The following is a 17,858-nucleotide window of genomic DNA, read 5'->3' on the forward strand; positions in this document are numbered from 1 at the left end:
TTTTTCACGAATAATTGGAACAAGAGGGTATCTTTGATCGGCCGATGCGGCGGGCACCTCCCGATTCGTGAGAATGCGCTAATGAAATCCGTTCCTTTCCTTGGTTCCGCCCTCGCGGCCATCAGCCTGTCCGGCCTCACGGCAGCCCAGGCCAACGATGATGTACTGCAACGCCAAGCCAATCCGGCCGAGCATGTGCTTCAGACCGTCGACTACAGCAACACCAGATATTCAAAGCTGGACCAGATCAACGCCGGCAACGTCAAGAAACTCCAAGTTGCCTGGACATTCTCGACCGGCGTCCTGCGCGGCCACGAGGGCGCGCCCCTCGTCGTCGGCAACATGATGTACGTCCACACCCCGTTTCCGAACATCGTCTATGCCCTCGACCTCGACAAAGAGGGTATGATCGTTTGGAAGTACGAGCCGAAGCAGGATTCGAACGTCATCCCGGTCATGTGCTGTGACACGGTCAACCGCGGTCTCGCCTATGCCGACGGCAACGTCATCCTTCATCAAGCCGACACCACCCTCGTTTCTCTCGACGCCAAGACCGGCAAGGTGAACTGGTCCGTCGTCAACGGCGATCCCAAGCGCGGCGAGACCAACACCGCCACCGTCATGCCCGTGAAGGACAAGGTCATCGTCGGCATCGGCGGCGGGGAATACGGCGTCCGCTGCCACCTGACCGCCTACGATGCGAAGACCGGCAAGATGGTCTGGCGGGGCTATTCCACCGGCCCCGACAGCGACCTGCTCGTCGATCCGGCGAAGACCACGGCGCTCGGCAAGCCGATCGGCAAGGATTCCTCGATCAACAGCTGGGAAGGCGACCAGTGGAAGACCGGCGGGGGCTGCACCTGGGGCTGGTACTCCTACGATCCCAAGCTCGACCTGATGTATTACGGCTCCGGCAATCCCTCGACCTGGAACCCGGTCCAGCGTCCGGGCGACAACAAGTGGTCGATGACCATCTGGGCGCGCAACCCCGATACCGGCATGGCCAAGTGGGTCTACCAGATGACCCCGCACGACGAATGGGACTATGACGGCGTCAACGAGATGATCCTGACGGATCAGACGTTCGGCGGCCGGGAACGGCCCCTCCTCACGCATTTCGATCGCAACGGCTTCGCCTACACCATGGATCGCGCCACCGGCGAGCTTCTGGTCGCCGAGAAGTACGATCCGGCCGTGAACTGGGCGTCCAAGGTCGACATGGATAAGACGTCCAAAACGTATGGCCGTCCGGTCGTCGTCGACCGCTACTCGCCGGAACAGAACGGCGAGGACACCAACACCAAGGCGATCTGCCCCGCCTCCCTCGGCAGCAAGGACCAGCAGCCGGCGGCCTTCTCGCCCAAGACCGGCCTGTTCTACGTGCCAGGCAACCACGTTTGCATGGATTTCGAACCGTTCCGGGTCAGCTACACGGCAGGCCAGCCCTTCGTGGGCGCGACCCTGGCCATGTATCCCGCCCCCGACAGCCATGGCGGCATGGGTCAGTTCACGGCCTGGGACAACATCGAGGGAAAGATCGTCTGGTCGAACCCGGAGCCGTTCTCGGTCTGGTCCGGAGCGCTCGCGACCGCCGGTGACGTCGTGTTCTACGGCACACTGGAAGGCTACCTGAAGGCCGTCGATGCCAAGACTGGCAAGGAACTCTACAAGTTCAAGACGCCGTCCGGTATCGTCGGCAACGTGATGACCTACCAGCACAAGGGAAAGCAGTATATCGGAGTCCTGTCGGGAGTCGGTGGCTGGGCCGGCATCGGCCTCGCGGCCGGACTGACCGACCCGAATGCCGGGCTCGGTGCGGTGGGCGGCTATACGGCCCTGTCCCAGTACACCAATCTCGGTGGTCAGCTCACGGTCTTCTCGCTGCCGCAATAACACCGTCGCGCAACGCCCGCCCGTGCCGGCGTACCGGGCGCGGGCCGGGCGTTCTCACGACATCCCTCGATCCGGCCCTGGCGCGACCAAGCGAGGCGCAACACTGGCTGATGGAGTGGCTTGTCCTGTCGCGGCTCGTCATGTGAGGAATCGGCATGCGGCGGGGATGACGCCAGCCCCGCCAGCCGGACGCGCGCGATGGAACTCAAGTGGATCGAGGACTTCCTGAGCCTCGCCGAGACCCGCAGCTTCTCGCGCTCGGCGGAAAGCCGCGCCGTCACCCAGTCGGCCTTCAGCCGGCGCATCCGCTCGCTCGAAGTCTGGCTCGGGACCGCGCTCCTCGACCGCAGCACCTACCCGATCACGCTCACCGCCGACGGGCGCCAGTTCCTCGAGACCGCCGAGGAGGTGGTGCGGCTCCTGACCTTGAGCCGGGCCGACTTCCGCGCCCGCAGCGACGGGGCCGGGCTTCCGGTGGTGACGATCACGGCGCTCCACTCGCTCTGCCTGTCGTTCCTGCCGCGCTGGCTCGGCCGCATCCGCGACGCCCTCGGTCCCGTGGCGAGCCGGGTGCTGCCGGACAACTTCAACATCTGCGTCCAGGCGCTGGTCGAGGGCGGCTACGACCTGCTCCTGACCTACCACCATCCGGGCATCCCGATCCCGCTCGATCCCGAGCGCTATCCCTGCCGGATCGTCGGCCGCGACAGCCTGGCGGCGGTGGCCTCCCCCCGCGGGCTGGTGCCGGACGCCAGGGGCCGCCTGCCGCTGCTGCAATATTCCCGCGGCTCGTTCCTCGGCCGCCTCGCCGGGATCGCGCAGGGCGGTGAGGACGCGCCCGCGACCTATCCGGTCCATACCAACGAGAACTCGATGGCCGAGGCCCTGCGCTCGATGGCGCTCGGCGGCCACGGCATCGCCTGGCTGCCGCGCAGCCTGGTCGAGGCCGAGATCCGCGCCGGGGCGCTGACGGTGCTCGGCCGCGAGATGCCGATGGACATCCGGCTCTACCGCAGCGCCGAGCGCCACCGGTCGTTTCTGGACGAGGTCTGGGCCGTCGCCGCGGAGGACCCGCCAAACTATTCGGATCCGGAATAGTTCTTGGCAAACATAGCATTGGCGCAGTGTCGCGGCCGGGATTATTCCGCCGCCATCCGGTGACGGCGCCGCGGGTTCTCGACGAACCGGCCGGCGCCAGTCCCGGCCCCTCGTCCCTTCGACGTGGCCTTGAAGCCCCTGCCCGCCCCCCGGCGGGCGGGATCGCGGCTGCATGTCAGGAGAGTTGTCATGTCCGACGTTTCGACCCGCATCGAGCACGATCTTCTCGGCGACCGCGAGGTTCCCGCGAGCGCCTATTACGGCATCCACACCCTGCGCGCCGTCGAGAACTTTGCCATCACCGGCACCACGCTCGCGACCTGCCCCGACCTGATCCGGGCCCTCGCGGCGATCAAGCAGGCGGCGGCCCTCGCCAACCGCGAACTCGGCCTGCTCGATGCGGAGCGTTGCGACGCCATCGTGGCGGCCTGCATCGAGATCCGCAACGGCGCCCTGCACGACCAGTTCGTCGTCGACCAGATCCAGGGCGGGGCCGGCACCTCGACCAACATGAACGCCAACGAGGTGATCGCCAACCGGGCGCTCGAAATGTTGGGGGCTACGCGGGGCGATTACGGCCGGCTTCACCCCAACGAGCACGTCAATATGGGTCAGAGCACCAACGACGTGTATCCGACGGCGCTCAAGATCGCCGGGATCGGGGCGATCCGCCGCCTCGTCGCTGCCATGGTGGATCTGCGCAAGAGCTTCGAGGCGAAATCGCAGGAATTCCGCGACGTCCTCAAGATGGGCCGCACCCAATTGCAGGATGCGGTGCCGATGACGCTCGGCCAGGAATTCGGCACCTACGCGCGGATGCTGGCCGAGGACGAGGCGCGCCTGGGCGAGGCCGAACTGCTGATCCGCGAGATCAATCTCGGCGCCACCGCGATCGGCACCGGCATCACCGCCCACCCGCTCTATGCCGGCCTCGTGCGCGAACGGCTCTCCACCATCACGGAGATCCCGCTGGTGACGGCGGAAGACCTGGTGGAAGCCACCCAGGATTGCGGCGCCTTCGTGCAGGTCTCGGGGGTCCTCAAGCGCGTCGCCGTCAAGCTGTCGAAGACCTGCAACGACCTGCGCCTGCTCTCCAGCGGCCCGCGGGCCGGCTTCAACGAGATCAACCTGCCGGCGCGCCAGGCCGGCTCCTCGATCATGCCCGGCAAGGTCAACCCGGTGATCCCGGAAGTCGTGAATCAGGTGGCGTTCGAGGTGATCGGCAACGACGTGACGATCTCCTTCGCGGCGGAGGCCGGACAGCTCCAGCTCAACGCCTTCGAGCCGGTGATCGCCTACAGCCTGTTTCGCAGCCTCGCCCATCTGGAGGCGGCCTGCCGCACCCTCGATGTCCATTGCGTGCGCGGCATCACGGCGAATCGCGAGCGGCTGCGCGCCAGCGTCGAGACCTCCATCGGGATCGTCACGGCGCTCAACCCTTACATAGGCTATCGCAACGCCACGGCGGTCGCTATGGAGGCGCACGCCACGGGCCGGGGCGTCTACGACCTCGTGCTCGAGAAGCAATTGATGGCCCGCGACCAGCTCGACAGGGTGCTGCAACCCGACCGGCTGACGCGCCCGCAGGCCCTCACGGCGATCTGACGCCTCGCCACACCATCACGGACGGAAACGCCAGACATCCGCGGGAAACCTCGGGCGCGCGAGATCGCGCCCGGGGACCTTGCCGCACATCCGTTCACCCTTGGGAGGAACACGAGAAATGGCACAGGTTGAATCGACCGGACGCTCGGGCCGGCTGACGCTCTACACTGGAATCGGCCTCGCCCTTGGCGTCGCGGTCGGCGCGGTGCTGCACGGCATGGCCGCGAGCCCCGCCGAGGCGAAGGAGATCGCCGGCTACTTCACCATCGGCACCGACATCTTCCTGCGGCTGATCAAGATGATCATCGCGCCGCTCGTCTTCGCCACCATCGTGTCGGGCATCGCGAGCTTCGGCGACACCAAGGCGGTCGGCCGCGTCGCGGGTTTCGCCATGGGGTGGTTCCTGACCGCCTCGATCGTCTCGCTGTCGCTCGGCTTCCTCGTCGCCAACCTCTTCCAGCCCGGCGCCAGCCTCGGCCTGCCGCTGCCGGACGCCGCGGCGCAGACGGGGCTCAAGGCGGCCTCGATCAACCTGCGCGAGTTCATCACCCACGTCTTCCCGACCAGCATCGTGTCGGCGATGGCGACCAACGAGGTGCTGCAGATCCTGGTCTTCTCGGTGTTCTTCGGCTTCGGCCTCAGCGCGATCGACCGCCGTTACGCCGACCCGATGGTGCACATGCTGAACGGACTGGCCGCGGTGATGTTCAAGGTCACCGACGCGGTGATGAAGGTGGCCCCACTGGCGGTCTTCGCCGCCATGGCCTCCGTCGTCACCATCCAGGGCCTCGGCGTGCTGGTCGATTACGGCAAGTTCATCGCCGTGTTCTATCTCGGCCTCGCCGTCCTGTGGGCGCTCCTGATCGGCGCCGGCTGGCTGGTGCTCGGCAACAGCGTCGTGCGGCTCCTGCGCCTCCTGCGCACCCCGATGATCGTCGCCTTCTCGACCGCCAGCAGCGAGGCCGCCTTCCCGCGCACCGTCGAGGTGCTGGAGCGGTTCGGCGTGCGCCCCCGGGTCACCGGCTTCGTGCTGCCGCTCGGCTACTCGTTCAACCTCGACGGCTCGATGATGTACCAGGCGCTCGCCTCGCTGTTCATCGCCCAGGCCTTCGGCATCCATCTCGGCATCACCGAGCAGCTGACCATGCTGCTGGTCATGATGGTGACCAGCAAGGGCATCGCCGGCGTGCCCCGCGCCTCCCTGGTCGTGGTGGCCGCGACCGTACCGATGTTCGGCCTGCCCGCCGCCGGCATCCTGCTGATCATGGGCGTCGACCAGATCCTCGACATGGGCCGCACCGTCACCAACGTGCTCGGCAACGGGCTTGCCACCGCCGCGGTCGCCCGCTGGCAGGGCGAGATGCAGGAGGGTGAGGACGAGACCGTCGCGGCGCCCGCCGCGGTGAGCCTGCCGACCGGCAAGGCGGCGTAACGGCAGGGGGGCGGGCGCGGGATCTAACCGATGCCCGCCAGCACCTCGACCACCTTCTCGGGATTCGGCACCTCGACGTCGTGCGGCACCGCCAGTTCCCGGTACTGCCAGCCGGTCTTCGCCTTCGCGCGCCGCCGGCTCGGCTCGATCGAGGCCAGAGCCGGATTGGTGTAGGCGACATAGGTCACCGGCAGGCCGGCGCCGGCAGGTTTGGAGAGCCGCACCGGGCTCTCGTAGGTGCCGACCGGGTGCGGCCGCAGGCGCTGCATGAACCAGTCCTTGGCCGGTCCCGCCGGGATCGGGAAGGCCTCCGGGCCGGGCACCGGCAGGGCCACGCCCGCGCCCTGCTCCAGGGCCGTCTTGCGCCGGGCCTCCGCCATGCCGGCGGGCAGGATCGTGAAGGCGGTGTCGCCGTCCTCGGGGATCAGCGCGTCGAGATAGACGATGTGGCGGATGCGGTCGGTCAGGCGGTCGGCGACCCCGGTCACCGCCATGCCGCCATAGGAATGCCCGACCAGGATCACGTCGCGCAGATCCTCGAATGCGATCAGGTTCGCCACGTCATCGATATGGGTGTCGACGGTGATCTGGCGCGACAGCAGGTTGCTGCGCTCGCCGAGCCCGGTCTGGGTCGGCGTGAAGACCCGGTGCCCCTGCCCGCGCAAGGACGTGGCGACGTCGCGCCAGATCCAGCCGCCGCCATAGGCGCCGTGGACCAGCACGTAGGTCTTCGGAGCCGCGCCTTGCGCCTGCGCGGCCCCCCCTGGCGCGAGGGTCGCGGCGAGGGCGGAGACGCCCGCCAGGGCTGTTCTGCGGTTGACCGTCACGCTCTGCTTCCTCCGGTTGTTCGTTCTTGAAACCGTTGTAGCGGCGAGCCGGCCAAGGTCCACCGCCACGCAGGGTCCACCGCCACGCAGAGTCCACCGCCACGTATGCGCGGGATGCGGCTCGCGCCCCGCGCCGCTGATGCTATGAGGGTCGCCGACACGCTTGCCCCTGCCGGGCACCACACGAGGGCACGAGCCACCGATGACCCACGCGGAGACCACCCATCCGGACCTCGCCGCCGGACTCTCGCCGCGGATGCAGGGCATCGGCACGAGCCAGATCGGCCTCGTCGCCGATCGCGGCCGGGACGACCCGCAAGTGGTCAAGCTGTGGATCGGCGAGGGCGACCTGCCGACGCCGCCCTTCATCGTCGAGGCGGCGCACCGGGCGATGCTGGCGGGCCATACCCGCTACGCCACCTCTCTCGGCATCCCGCGCCTGCGCGAGGCCTTGAGCGCCTACCACGCCCGGCACTGGGGCGTGACGATCCCGCCGGAGCGCTTCGCCGTCACCGCGGGCGGCATGAACGCCATCATGCAGGCGGCCCAGGCGCTGCTGGAACCCGGCGACGAGATCGTCATCCCCTCCCCGGCCTGGCCGAACCTGGCGGAGGCGGTGCGCATCACCGGCGGGGTGCCGGTGACGGTGCCCTACCGGGTGCAAGGAGACGGGCGCTTCGCCCTGCCGCTCTCCGACATCGCGGCGGCGATCACCCCGCGCACCCGCGTGATCGTGGTGAACTCGCCCTCGAACCCGACCGGCTGGACCATGCCGCTCGACGAGATGACGGCCCTTCGCGATCTCGCCCGGGCGCGGGGCCTGTGGATCCTCTCCGACGAGGTCTACGCCCACTTCACCTACGGCAACGCCATCGCGCCGTCCTTCCTGCAGATCTGCACCGAGGACGACCGGCTGATCGTCACCAACACCTTCTCGAAGAACTGGGCGATGACCGGCTGGCGCGCCGGCTGGCTGATCGCCCCAAGAGGGCTGGCGCCGACTTTCGCCAAGCTCGGCCAGTACAACACCACCTCGATCCCGACCTTCATCCAGCACGCCGCCGTGACGGCTTTGGAGGAGGGCGACGGCTTCATCCGCCAGATGGTCGCCCGCTGCGCCGAGAGCCGGGAGATCCTGGTCGCGGGACTGTCCCGCCTGCCCGGCGTCACGGTGTCGGTGCCGGAGGGCGCCTTCTACCTCATGGCCCGGGTCGCCGGCCCCGGCACCCCGCGCCCCGACGAGACCAGCCTCGCGATCGCCTTCCGGCTCCTCGAGGAGGCGAAGGTCGGCGTCGCGCCCGGCACCGCCTTCGGGCCGGAGGGCGAGGGCTTCATCCGCCTGTGCTTCGCCATCAGCCCGGGCCTCGCCCGGGAGGCGGTGGCGCGCCTCACCCCCGTCCTCGGCCGCTGAAGGAACGAGCCCGATGTCGGAGACGATCGCGTTCGTCGGCAACCTCGACGCCGAGGAGGAGGCCGACTTCCTGGCCGCGCTCGCCGCGGCGCTGCCCGAGGAGACCATCCGGCCGTTTCGACATTTAAGCGCGGCGGAGCGCGCCGCCATCCGGATCGCCATCGTGGCCAATCCCGATCCCGCCGAGGTGGCGCAGCTGCCGAACCTCGCCTGGATCCAGAGCCTCTGGGCCGGGGTCGAGCGGCTGGTGCGCGACCTCGGGCAAAGCGGCGTGCCGATCGTCCGCCTGATCGATCCCGAACTCGCCCGCACCATGGCCGAGGCGGTGCTGGCCTGGACCTACTATCTCCAGCGCGACATGCCGGCCTATCGGCGCCAGCAGGAGGCCGGGACCTGGGGCCAGCTGGCCTATCGCCCGCCGAACGAGACGACGGTCGGGCTCCTCGGCCTCGGCGCGCTGGGGAGCGCGGCGGCGGAGCGCCTGGTGGGGGCGGGCTTCCGGGTCTCGGCCTGGAGCCGCTCGCCCAAGGACGTGCCGCCGGGGGTGACGGGCTTCTCCGGGGCCGAGGGCCTGGGAGACCTGCTCGCGACGAGCGACATCGCCGTCTGCCTTCTGCCCCTGACCGGGGAAACGCGGGGCCTCCTCGAGGCCGGGCGGTTCGCCGCGATGAAGCCGGGGGCGGCGCTGATCAATTTCGGCCGCGGGCCGATCGTCGCCACCGACGCGCTCCTCGCCGCCCTCGATGCGGGCCAGCTCTCGCACGCGGTGCTGGACGTGTTCGAGGTCGAGCCGCTGCCGCCGGACTCCCCCCTCTGGCGCCATCCCGGCGTGACCGTGCTGCCGCACATCTCCGGGCCGACCACACCGAGGAGCAGCGCCGCCATCGTCGCCGGCAACGTACGGGCCTATCGCGCCTCGGGGCGGATCCCGCAGGCCGTGGACATGACGCGCGGGTACTGACGACGACGCCTCCCCGCTCAGGCGACGCGCCGGAGGACCGGGGCACGTCCGGCCCCCGTCACGCTCCGTTCGCCCGGCCTGACGAGGCGCCGCAGCCCTCGCGGCGAAGCCGGCATCACCCGCCGGAAATCCGCTCGCGGACCAACCTTCGTCATTGACGCCTCCGGGCCGACCTGCCTACCCAGGCTCATGCGCGTGAGCCTGCCGACACGGTCGATCGGTCGCGCGACCATCGCGGTGGTCGCACTCTACGCGCTGTGCCTGCAAATGCTGCTCGGTGCCCTCGCGCCCGTTCCGGCGCAGGCGGCCGCGGGCCCGGTGATCTGCCATGTCGACGGGGCGGACGGCTCTCCGCAGGGCGTCCCCCATTGCGCCCTGGCCTGCTGCATCGCGGCCCATCCCATCGCCCTCGCCGCACCGGCTTTGCTCGCCTTCCACCTGGCCTGGGACGGCCCGGCTCCGGCCGACCGCGTCCCGCCTTCCGCCGACGAGAGCCCGGCCCGGGACCCGCCCGGCACGAGTGCCAGCCCACGAGGACCGCCGCAGGCCTGATCGAGCCTCACCGCCTTCGATCAACCGCCTCCGGACCCTCGACCCATGCTCAGCCCCTCCTCCGCCCCCGTCCCGGGGCGTGCGCGCTTGCGCGATGCCCTCCATCGCGCGGTGTGGCGCTGGCACTTCTATGCCGGCCTGCTCTGCCTGCCGTTCCTGATCCTGCTGTCGGCCACCGGCTCGGTCTACCTGTTCAAGGACGAGATCAACCGCACGCTGTTTTCCCACCGCACGATCGTGCCGGTGCGCGCGAGCCCGCCGCTCTCGCCGGAGCGCCTGATCTTCATCGCCGCCGACGCGGTGCCGGACGCCCAGCCGACGACCTATGCGAGCCCGGAGGCTCCCGACCGCGCGGCGATCGTCACCATGACGGGCCCGACGGGCAAGACCCTCGTCTATCTCGACCCCTATGACGGCGCCGTCCTCGACCGGGTCGGGCGCAACGACGAGGCGATGATGGTGGTGCGCCGGCTGCACAGCCTGGCGTATTTCGGGCCGGTGGCGAACGGCCTGATCGAAATCGTGGCCGGCTTCACGCTGATCCTGGTCCTGAGCGGGATCTACCTGTGGTGGCCGCGACGCCAAGGCGGCGGCCAAGGCGGCGGAGTCGTCACGGTGCGCGGCACCCCGGCGCGGCGGGTCTGGTGGCGCGACCTGCACGCGGTCACCGGCTTCCTCGCCGGGGCCGGCCTGTTCTTCCTCGCCGCCACCGGCCTGCCCTGGTCGATCCTGTGGGGCGACCAGTTCCGGGCGGTGTCGAACCGGGCCGGGCTCGGCCAGCCGAACGCCCTCTGGGCCGGGGTGCCGGTCTCGACGGTGCCGATGGGCGCGGTGCTCGACACGGCCGGCTGGGCGTTGGAGGCCGCGCCGCTGCCGCGCTCGAACGGCCAGGACGGCGTGCCGATCGGCATCGACCGCGCGACCGAGATCCTGACCGGTCTCGGCATGCCGGCGGGCTACGAGCTGGCGCTGCCGGAGGGGCCGACGGGCGTCTACGCGGCGGCCGCCTATCCGCGCGACGTCACCCGCCAGCGGATGATCTCCCTCGACCAGTATACCGGCCGGCCGCTGGTCAACGTGACGTTCGGCGAGATCGGCCTCGTCGGGCGCGGGATCCAGTACGGGATCGGGCTGCACAAGGGCGAGTTCGCCGGGCGGCTCAACCAGCTCCTGATGCTCGCCTTCTGCCTCGCCACGATCCTGCTCGCGGTGACTGCGGCGGTGATGTGGTGGAAGCGCCGCCCCAAGGGCCGCCTCGGCGTGCCGGCCTGGCCCGACGACCGCCGGGCGGTCGGGGCCGTCACCGGCCTCGTCGCCGCGTTCGGGATCGCCTTCCCCCTCACCGGGCTGGCGATCCTGGCGATGATCGCCCTCGACGCCGCGCTCATCGGCCTGCGGCGCGGCCTCCGGCGGCCGGCGACGGCCTGACGCGCAGTCTTCGTCGGCGCTTTCGCGCCGCCTCAACCGCTTTCGACGAGACGTCCGATGCCGCCCTTCCCCGGTTCCGGCCTGCGCCCGCGCGCGCTCGCCCTCCTCCTCGCCCTCGCCCCCGGCGCCGCCCTGGCGCAGGGCGCGCCCGACACCATCGCCCTCGACGAGATCACCGTGGCGGGATCCGGCGCGCCGGCAAGCCCCGCTTCCGGACCAAGCCCCGCCTTCGGCGTCGCCGCCCCGCCGGGTTCGGCACCGAGCGTGATCGAGCACCCGGTCGGCGAGATCGTCACCGGGATCGGCCGGCGGGACGTGATCGCCAACCGGCCGGCGACCGGCATCGGGCAGGTGCTCGTCAACAGTCCCGGCGTCACCGTGCGGCAGGGCAACGGACCCCGCGACGTGGTGGTGTCGATCCGCGGCAACAACGCCCGCTCGACCGGCGTCATCAGGAACATGGTGGTGCTGGAGGACGGCTTCGCCATGACCCAGCCCGACGGCGCCTCGCGCTTCGACCTCACCGATCCGCGGGCCTATTCCCGCATCGACGTCTTCCGCGGGCCGCAATCGCCGCTCTTCGGCAACTACGCCACCGGCGGCGCGATCGCCTTCCGCACCCGCACCGGCCGGGAGATCGACGGCTACGAGGTCGGCGTCGATGCCGGCAGCTTCGGCAGCCTGAACCACTTCTTCACGGTGGGAGGGGCGAGCGGTCCCTACGAGGTCAGCCTGTTCGCCAGCGATTACCGCCTCAACGGCTACCAGGACCACGGCAGCGCCAACACCCAGACCGTCAACCTGCTGGCGAGCTACACTCCCAGTCCGGACAACCGCTTCACCCTGAAGGTCGTCAACAACACCCTCGACGCCGACCTTCCGGCCCGCTCGTCGCTGGCGCAGTACCGGATCAACCCCTATCAGCGCGGCTGCGCGGCGGCCGCCACCGCGGCACCGGGCTGCACCACCATCAATCTCTTCCGCAACGGCGCCTTCGGCGCCACCGTGCCGGTGACGGCCGATGAGGGCGCCTTCGGCCGCACCGACCGGCGCACGATCATCGCCGGCCGCTGGGAGCACGACATCGACGCCGACACGACCTGGCGCATGCAGGTCGGCTTCGACGAGCGCAACTTCAACCAGCCCTTCTACACGACCTCCTCGCGCGGCAGCTATCCGTCCTACACCGTGCTGACCGACATCACCCATCGCGGCGAGGTGTTCGGCCTGCCGGCGGTCGGCTACGCGGCGCTCTCCTACAGCGCCATCGACAACCGCATCGCCCTCTACAACCGGGCGCCCTATGGCGGCCCGCGCCTCGGCGCGCTGGTGAGCAACCAGGAGGCGGTGCAGTCGAATCTCGGCGGCCGGGCCCGGACGGAGGTCGCGCTCTCCGAGCAATGGACCGGAATCCTCGGCGTCTCGGCGGAGAATACCTGGCTGAAGGGGCGCACCTTCACCTATGCCTATTCGGCCGCCGGCGTGTCCCCGGCCCTGGCGAACGTCGATCGCAGCTTCCTGAACGTGGCGCCGGAACTGGCGCTGGTCTACCGGCCCGACACGACCTGGGCCTTCCGCGGCCGCGTCGCCACCGGCTACGCCACCCCGGCGGCGAGCGCGCTGTTCGTCACGCCGGGCGGCGTGCCGGGCAACAACACCGACCTGCGCACCCAGACCAATCTCGGCTTCGATCTGGGGGCCGACTGGTCGCCCCTGCCGGATCTGCGCCTGAGCCTCACCGGCTTCTACGAGTTCTTCCGCAACGAGTTCGTCACCCAGTCGCCGGGGGCGGGCCTGCTCGGCTACACCTTCAACGCCCCGGCCTCGGAGCATCGCGGCATCGAGGCGGGCGCCGAATGGGCCTTTTCCCCGGGCTGGCGCGCTTACGCGGCCTACGGCCTCAACGACCAGTTCTACACCCGCTACGTCGAGCAGCTGAGCGCCGGCAGCCTGACCGCGCGGTTCGACCGGGCGGGCCGCCTGATCCCGGGCGTGCCGGCCCACCAGCTCCTCGCCCGCATCGGCTACGACCAGCCGTCGGGACCGCTGAAAGGCCTCGGCGCCTTCGTCGAGGCGGTCTACCAGGACGGCTTCTTCCTCGACAACGCCAACCTGCTCAAGGTGCCGGGCTACACGCTCCTCAACGCCAACATCCACTACGACACCGACCTGGTCGGTGCCTATGCCAAGCGCCTCAGCCTCTATCTCGAGGTGCGCAACATCCTCGATACGACCACCATCGCCTCGGCCCAGCCCCTGGCGAACTCGATCAGTGCCGTGACCGGCTTGCAGAACGGCGCGAGCGTGCTGGCGACCACCACCGGCTCGATCTTCGCCGGCGCGCCGCGGAGCCTCGTCGGCGGGATGAAGCTGGCTTTCTGACCACCCTCCGGACTTGGAGGAGAAGCGGCCCACCTGCGCCCCATCCCCGAAAACCGCTCATATCGCGCAATTCGCCGATTGACCCCTGCCCATTTTTGCGCTCTTCAAGCGCTAACACTCGAATATTCGCGCAATCATTTGCGCGAACCGCGCAGCGGAGGAACGCATGAGCAGGGTCGGTATGGGCGAGGTCCGAATCAAGCGCGCGATCGAGCGCGTGCCGGGCGGGATGATGGTGGTGCCGCTGCTCGTCGGCGCGGTGATCGCCACCCTGTTCCCGGCGACCCCGAAGGTGTTCGGCTCGTTCACCGGGGCGCTGTTCACCGGGGCGCTGCCAATCCTGGCGGTGTTCTACGTCTGCATGGGCGCGAGCATCGATTTTCGCGCGACGCCCTACATCGTCAAGAAGGGCGGCACGCTGCTCGTCGTGAAGGTCGGCATCGCGATGATCCTCGGCGTGGTGTTCGGCCGCCTGATCGGCGAGGCGCCGATCACCGGCGGGCTGTTCGCCGGCCTCTCGACGCTGGCGATCGTGGCGGCCATGAACGACACCAATGGCGGCCTCTACATGGCGCTGATGGGCCAGTACGGTCGGCCGCGGGATGTCGGTGCCTACACGATCATGTGCCTCGAATCCGGGCCCTTCCTCACCATGGTGACGCTCGGCGTCGCCGGCCTGTCGGCCTTCCCGTGGCAGACCATGGTCGGCAGCATCCTGCCGCTCCTCGTCGGCATGATCCTCGGCAACCTCGACCGGGAGATGCGCGAGTTCCTCGGCCGCGCCGTGCCGGTGATGATCCCGTTCTTCGCCTTCGCCCTCGGCACCGGGCTCGACCTGACCAAGATCTGGCAGGCGGGGCTGCTCGGCCTGGGGCTCGGCGTCGCGGTGGTCGTCGTGACGGGCATCCCGCTCTTCCTCGCCGACCGGCTCACCGGCGGCACGGGTGTGGCCGGCGTCGCGGCCTCCTCGACCGCCGGCAACGCCGCCGCGGTCCCGGCGATCATCGCCGCCGCCAACCCGGCCTATGCCGACGCCGCCGCCCCCGCGACGGTGCTGGTCGCCGCGACCGTGGTGGTGACCGCGATCCTCACCCCGCTCGCCACCGCCTGGACCGCCCGGCATTTCGGCGAGCGCCTGGAGGCAGACACCCCGCCGGCGACCGTCCCGGCGGCCGCGCCTCTCGCGAAGCGGGCCTGACCCGTGGCGCGCCGCTGGCTCATCCTCGCCGACGACCTCACCGGTGCGGCCGATTGCGCCATCGCCTTCGCCCGCCGCGGCCGCTCGGCCTGCGTGCAATGGGGCGGGGCCGGCTCCGGGGCGCGAGAGGACGTCGTGTCCCACGACGCCGACAGCCGCCAGCTCGGCGCGGACGCGGCGGCGGCGCGGCACGCCGCCCTGCTCGACCGGCTGCACCACCCGCACCGTTGGGTGTTCAAGAAGATCGACTCGACCCTGCGCGGGCAGCCGGCGGCGGAACTCGCCGCCACCCTCGACGGCCTGCGCCGCCGCACGGGCGCGGCGTTCGGGATCCTGGCGCCGGCCTTCCCCGCCACCGGCCGCACCACGCGGGACGGGCGGATCATGGTCGAGGGCCGGCCGCTGGAGGAGACCGAGCTCTGGCGCCGGGACCACACCTACGCGACCGGCTCGCTGCCCGCGATGCTGGAGGAGGCCGGGCTGCGCAGCGCGCCGGTCGCGCTCTCGACCGTGCGGGCCGGCGGCGACGCCCTGCGCGCGGCCTTGGCCGACGCGGCGCGGGCGGGATCGGTGGCCTTGCCCGACGCGGAGGCGGACGACGACCTCGCTCGGATCGCCGCGGCCGGCCTCGCGCTCGGGATGCCCGAGAGCCTGGTCTGGGTCGGCAGCGCCGGCCTCGCCCATGCGCTAGCGGCGCAGGAGACGGCGCCGGCCGCCCCGGCGCACAGGGTCTCGTCCGGCCCCGGCGGCACCCTCGTGGTGGTCGGAAGCCTCGCCGCGACCTCGCGTGCCGCCGCGCGCCGGCTCGCGGCGGAGAGGGGGCTGCGCCACGTCCCGGTCGCACCGGATCTGCTGCTCGCCGCCGACGAGGCCGCCTGGACGCGCTGCCGTGACGCCGTGGCGGCGGGCCTGACGGCCGGGGACGACGTCTTGGTCGAGGTCGCGATGGGCGAGGCGCCGGACCTCGCCCAGGGCTCCCGCCTCGCGGATGCCCTCGGTGCGCTGCTGGCTCCGGTCGCGCCCCGCCTCGGCGGGCTGGTGGCGACGGGCGGCGAGACCGCGGCGGCGCTCCTCGCCCATCTCGGGGTGGACGGCTTGCGGCTGGTCGACGAGATCGAGCCCGGCGTCTCCCTCGGCCTGACGCGCGGCGCGCTCCAGGTTCCGATCGTTACCAAGGCCGGCGCCTTCGGCAATGCGGACACGCTGTGGCGCGCCGTCCATCACCTCCGGGCCATCCGAAACCAGGGTTCTCCGACATGAGCCGACCGACCGTCGCGATCACCATGGGCGATGCCTCAGGCATCGGGCCCGAGATCATCATGAAGGCGCTGGCGCTCCCCGAGGTCACGGCTCTCTGCCGGCCCCTGGTCGTCGGCGATGCCGAGCGCCTGCGCGAGGCCGGACGGATCGTCGGCTCGGACCTGACCGTCCAGGCGATCGCCTCCCCCGGGGAGGCGACCGACGCCCCCGGCACCGTCGCGTGCATCGACCTGGCGCTGATCCCGCCGGGCCACCCGTTCGGCCAGGTCTCGCCGGTCTCCGGCGAGGCCGCGTTCCGCTACATCGAGCGGGCGGTCCAGGTCGTCCAGGCGGGTGAGGCCGCCGCGATCTGCACGGCGCCCCTGAGCAAGGAGGCGCTGCACGCCGCCGGCCACAAATATCCGGGCCATACGGAGCTCCTCGCCGAACTCACCGGCACGCCGGAAGTCTCGATGATGCTGGTCTCGCCCAAGCTCCGGGTGATCCACGTCACGACCCATGTCGGGCTGATCGACGCCATCGCGCGGATCGAGCCGGGCCTGGTCGAACGGGTGATCGGGCGGGCCCACGACACCCTGGTCAAGGCCGGCATCGCGGATCCGCGGATCGGCGTCTGCGCCATCAACCCCCATGCCGGCGAGAACGGGTTGTTCGGCCGCGGCGAGGAGGCCGAGAAGATCACGCCCGCGGTTCAAGCCTGCCGCGCCAGGGGCTGGCGGGTCGAGGGGCCGCTGCCTGCCGATACGCTGTTCTTCCTGGCGGGCCGGGGCGATTACGACATCGTGGTGGCGATGTACCACGACCAGGGCCACGGCCCGATCAAGGTGCTGGGGCTGGAGGCGGGCGTGAACATCACCGTCGGCCTGCCGGTGATCCGCACGTCCGTCGATCACGGCACCGCCTTCGACATCGCCGGCAAGGGCATCGCCGATGCCGGCTCGCTCGTCGAGGCCCTGCGCCAGGCGGTGGACCTCGCCCCGCGCCGGGCGGTCTGACGGCCGTGACGAGGGGTCGGCACCGGCACCCGCTGCTCCTGGAGGCGCTGCAGGCGGGCGAGGTCGTGGTCGAGGAACTGGCGGAGCGCTTCGGCGTCTCCGCCTCGACGATCCGGCGCGACCTGCAGCAGCTGGCGAGCGAGAAGACGATCCGGCGCACCTATGGCGGCGCCGTGATCGCCCATCCCCTGCCCGAGACGAGCCTGCCGGAGCGCGAGGCGCAGGCCCGGCCCGAGAAGGCGGCCATCGCCCGGGCGGCCTTGAGCCTGCTGGCCGAGGACGACATCCTGATCCTCGACGGCGGCTCGACCGTGGCGGCCTTCGGGGCGGGGCTCGCCCGGCGGCGCCACGCGATCATCACCAACAACCTGCCGCTGGCGACTGTCCTGGCCGGGGCGCCCGGCCTCGCCCTGACGGTGCTCGGCGGCGCCGTGCGGCCCGGCAGCATGAGCACGATGGGGCCCCTGGCCGAGGCCGCCTTGCGCCGGCTCACCGCCGACAAGGCGGTGGTGAGCGGCGACGGCTTCGTGGCCGGCCGCGGCCTGTGCGAGGCGGCCCTCGAGCAGGTCGCCCTCAAGTCGCTGATGATGGAGCAGGCGGCCGAGGTCGTGGTGCTGATGGATTCGTCCAAGCTCGGCCGCGCCACGCAAGGCGCCTGGGCGCCCCTGCCGCGTCGCTGGACCCTGGTGACCGATGCCGGGGCGACGGAGGTGCAATGCGCGGAGGCCGAGGCGGCGGGAGCGCGGGTGGTGCGGGCGGGGCAGTGAACCGCAAGGAAGCCCGCGCCGGATTCGTCCCCGGACAGCCCTGCGGGAA

14 protein-coding genes are annotated in these 17,858 nt (G+C 70.8%); 13 read left to right on the top strand and 1 reads right to left on the bottom strand.

The features are described 5' to 3' along the window. Nucleotides 1–81: 81 nt before the first annotated feature. The 4 genes from VQ03_RS15095 (at nt 82) to VQ03_RS15110 (ending at nt 6,028) form a co-directional block, all read left to right on the top strand. Nucleotides 82–1,893, top strand: coding sequence for a methanol/ethanol family PQQ-dependent dehydrogenase (locus VQ03_RS15095; RefSeq protein WP_048451706.1), 1,812 nt, complete (start codon nt 82–84; stop codon nt 1,891–1,893). Between the two features lie 198 nt (nt 1,894–2,091). After that, entirely contained in the window at nt 2,092–2,991 is a 900-nt protein-coding gene (locus tag VQ03_RS15100; RefSeq protein ID WP_048451707.1) for a LysR family transcriptional regulator, read from the top strand. A gap of 189 nt (nt 2,992–3,180) precedes the next feature. Then, nucleotides 3,181–4,596, top strand: coding sequence for an aspartate ammonia-lyase (aspA, locus tag VQ03_RS15105; protein WP_048451708.1), 1,416 nt, complete (start codon nt 3,181–3,183; stop codon nt 4,594–4,596). A 118-nt stretch (nt 4,597–4,714) separates the two neighbouring features. Next, complete coding sequence (locus VQ03_RS15110) at nt 4,715–6,028, top strand: dicarboxylate/amino acid:cation symporter (protein ID WP_048451709.1); 1,314 nt, start codon at nt 4,715–4,717, stop codon at nt 6,026–6,028. Between the two features lie 23 nt (nt 6,029–6,051). Here the strand turns inward: VQ03_RS15110 and VQ03_RS15115 are convergent, their stop codons facing one another. Continuing rightward, nucleotides 6,052–6,855, bottom strand: coding sequence for an alpha/beta hydrolase (locus tag VQ03_RS15115; RefSeq protein WP_245292094.1), 804 nt, complete (start codon nt 6,853–6,855; stop codon nt 6,052–6,054). 202 nt (nt 6,856–7,057) lie between these two features. Here VQ03_RS15115 and VQ03_RS15120 point away from each other — a divergent pair, with 202 nt between their 5' ends. The 9 genes from VQ03_RS15120 (at nt 7,058) to VQ03_RS15160 (ending at nt 17,809) form a co-directional block, all read left to right on the top strand. Beyond that, nucleotides 7,058–8,266 carry a pyridoxal phosphate-dependent aminotransferase gene (locus VQ03_RS15120; protein WP_048451710.1) on the top strand — a complete coding sequence of 403 codons (1,209 nt, stop codon included), beginning with the start codon at nt 7,058–7,060 and terminating at the stop codon, nt 8,264–8,266. A 13-nt stretch (nt 8,267–8,279) separates the two neighbouring features. Next, entirely contained in the window at nt 8,280–9,227 is a 948-nt protein-coding gene (locus VQ03_RS15125) for a 2-hydroxyacid dehydrogenase (RefSeq protein WP_048451711.1), read from the top strand. Between the two features lie 195 nt (nt 9,228–9,422). Continuing rightward, nucleotides 9,423–9,779 (top strand): hypothetical protein, encoded by a 357-nt coding sequence (locus VQ03_RS15130; RefSeq protein WP_157064120.1) that lies wholly within the window; start codon nt 9,423–9,425, stop codon nt 9,777–9,779. A gap of 45 nt (nt 9,780–9,824) precedes the next feature. Then, nucleotides 9,825–11,207: a PepSY-associated TM helix domain-containing protein gene (locus VQ03_RS15135; protein ID WP_048451713.1), complete on the top strand. Its 1,383-nt coding sequence runs from the start codon at nt 9,825–9,827 to the stop codon at nt 11,205–11,207. A gap of 57 nt (nt 11,208–11,264) precedes the next feature. Continuing rightward, complete coding sequence (locus VQ03_RS15140) at nt 11,265–13,589, top strand: TonB-dependent receptor family protein (protein WP_048451714.1); 2,325 nt, start codon at nt 11,265–11,267, stop codon at nt 13,587–13,589. 166 nt (nt 13,590–13,755) lie between these two features. Next, the gene (locus VQ03_RS15145) at nt 13,756–14,787 is read left to right on the top strand and encodes a 2-keto-3-deoxygluconate permease (RefSeq protein ID WP_245292095.1); all 1,032 of its coding nucleotides are present in this window, start codon (nt 13,756–13,758) and stop codon (nt 14,785–14,787) included. Nucleotides 14,788–14,790: 3 nt separating this feature from the next. Continuing rightward, nucleotides 14,791–16,047: a four-carbon acid sugar kinase family protein gene (locus tag VQ03_RS15150; protein ID WP_048451716.1), complete on the top strand. Its 1,257-nt coding sequence runs from the start codon at nt 14,791–14,793 to the stop codon at nt 16,045–16,047. Further along, nucleotides 16,044–17,042 carry a 4-hydroxythreonine-4-phosphate dehydrogenase PdxA gene (gene pdxA / locus VQ03_RS15155; protein WP_048451717.1) on the top strand — a complete coding sequence of 333 codons (999 nt, stop codon included), beginning with the start codon at nt 16,044–16,046 and terminating at the stop codon, nt 17,040–17,042. The genes VQ03_RS15150 and pdxA overlap by 4 nt, the downstream gene beginning before the upstream one ends. A 5-nt stretch (nt 17,043–17,047) precedes the next feature. Further along, the gene (locus VQ03_RS15160; protein ID WP_048451718.1) at nt 17,048–17,809 is read left to right on the top strand and encodes a DeoR/GlpR family DNA-binding transcription regulator; all 762 of its coding nucleotides are present in this window, start codon (nt 17,048–17,050) and stop codon (nt 17,807–17,809) included. Nucleotides 17,810–17,858: the final 49 nt, after the last annotated feature.

The sequence above is a fragment of the Methylobacterium tarhaniae genome (assembly GCF_001043955.1).
GTDB classification, from domain to species: Bacteria; Pseudomonadota; Alphaproteobacteria; order Rhizobiales; family Beijerinckiaceae; genus Methylobacterium; species Methylobacterium tarhaniae.

What these genes read in the sequence shown, in the direction of transcription:
- VQ03_RS15095 (WP_048451706.1), top strand. Translation starts at nt 82, where the DNA reads ATGAAATCCGTTCCTTTCCTTGGTTCCGCCCTCGCGGCCATCAGCCTG.
- VQ03_RS15100 (WP_048451707.1), top strand. Translation starts at nt 2,092, where the DNA reads ATGGAACTCAAGTGGATCGAGGACTTCCTGAGCCTCGCCGAGACCCGC.
- aspA (WP_048451708.1), top strand. Translation starts at nt 3,181, where the DNA reads ATGTCCGACGTTTCGACCCGCATCGAGCACGATCTTCTCGGCGACCGC.
- VQ03_RS15110 (WP_048451709.1), top strand. Translation starts at nt 4,715, where the DNA reads ATGGCACAGGTTGAATCGACCGGACGCTCGGGCCGGCTGACGCTCTAC.
- VQ03_RS15120 (WP_048451710.1), top strand. Translation starts at nt 7,058, where the DNA reads ATGACCCACGCGGAGACCACCCATCCGGACCTCGCCGCCGGACTCTCG.
- VQ03_RS15125 (WP_048451711.1), top strand. Translation starts at nt 8,280, where the DNA reads ATGTCGGAGACGATCGCGTTCGTCGGCAACCTCGACGCCGAGGAGGAG.
- VQ03_RS15135 (WP_048451713.1), top strand. Translation starts at nt 9,825, where the DNA reads ATGCTCAGCCCCTCCTCCGCCCCCGTCCCGGGGCGTGCGCGCTTGCGC.
- VQ03_RS15140 (WP_048451714.1), top strand. Translation starts at nt 11,265, where the DNA reads ATGCCGCCCTTCCCCGGTTCCGGCCTGCGCCCGCGCGCGCTCGCCCTC.
- VQ03_RS15145 (WP_245292095.1), top strand. Translation starts at nt 13,756, where the DNA reads ATGAGCAGGGTCGGTATGGGCGAGGTCCGAATCAAGCGCGCGATCGAG.
- pdxA (WP_048451717.1), top strand. Translation starts at nt 16,044, where the DNA reads ATGAGCCGACCGACCGTCGCGATCACCATGGGCGATGCCTCAGGCATC.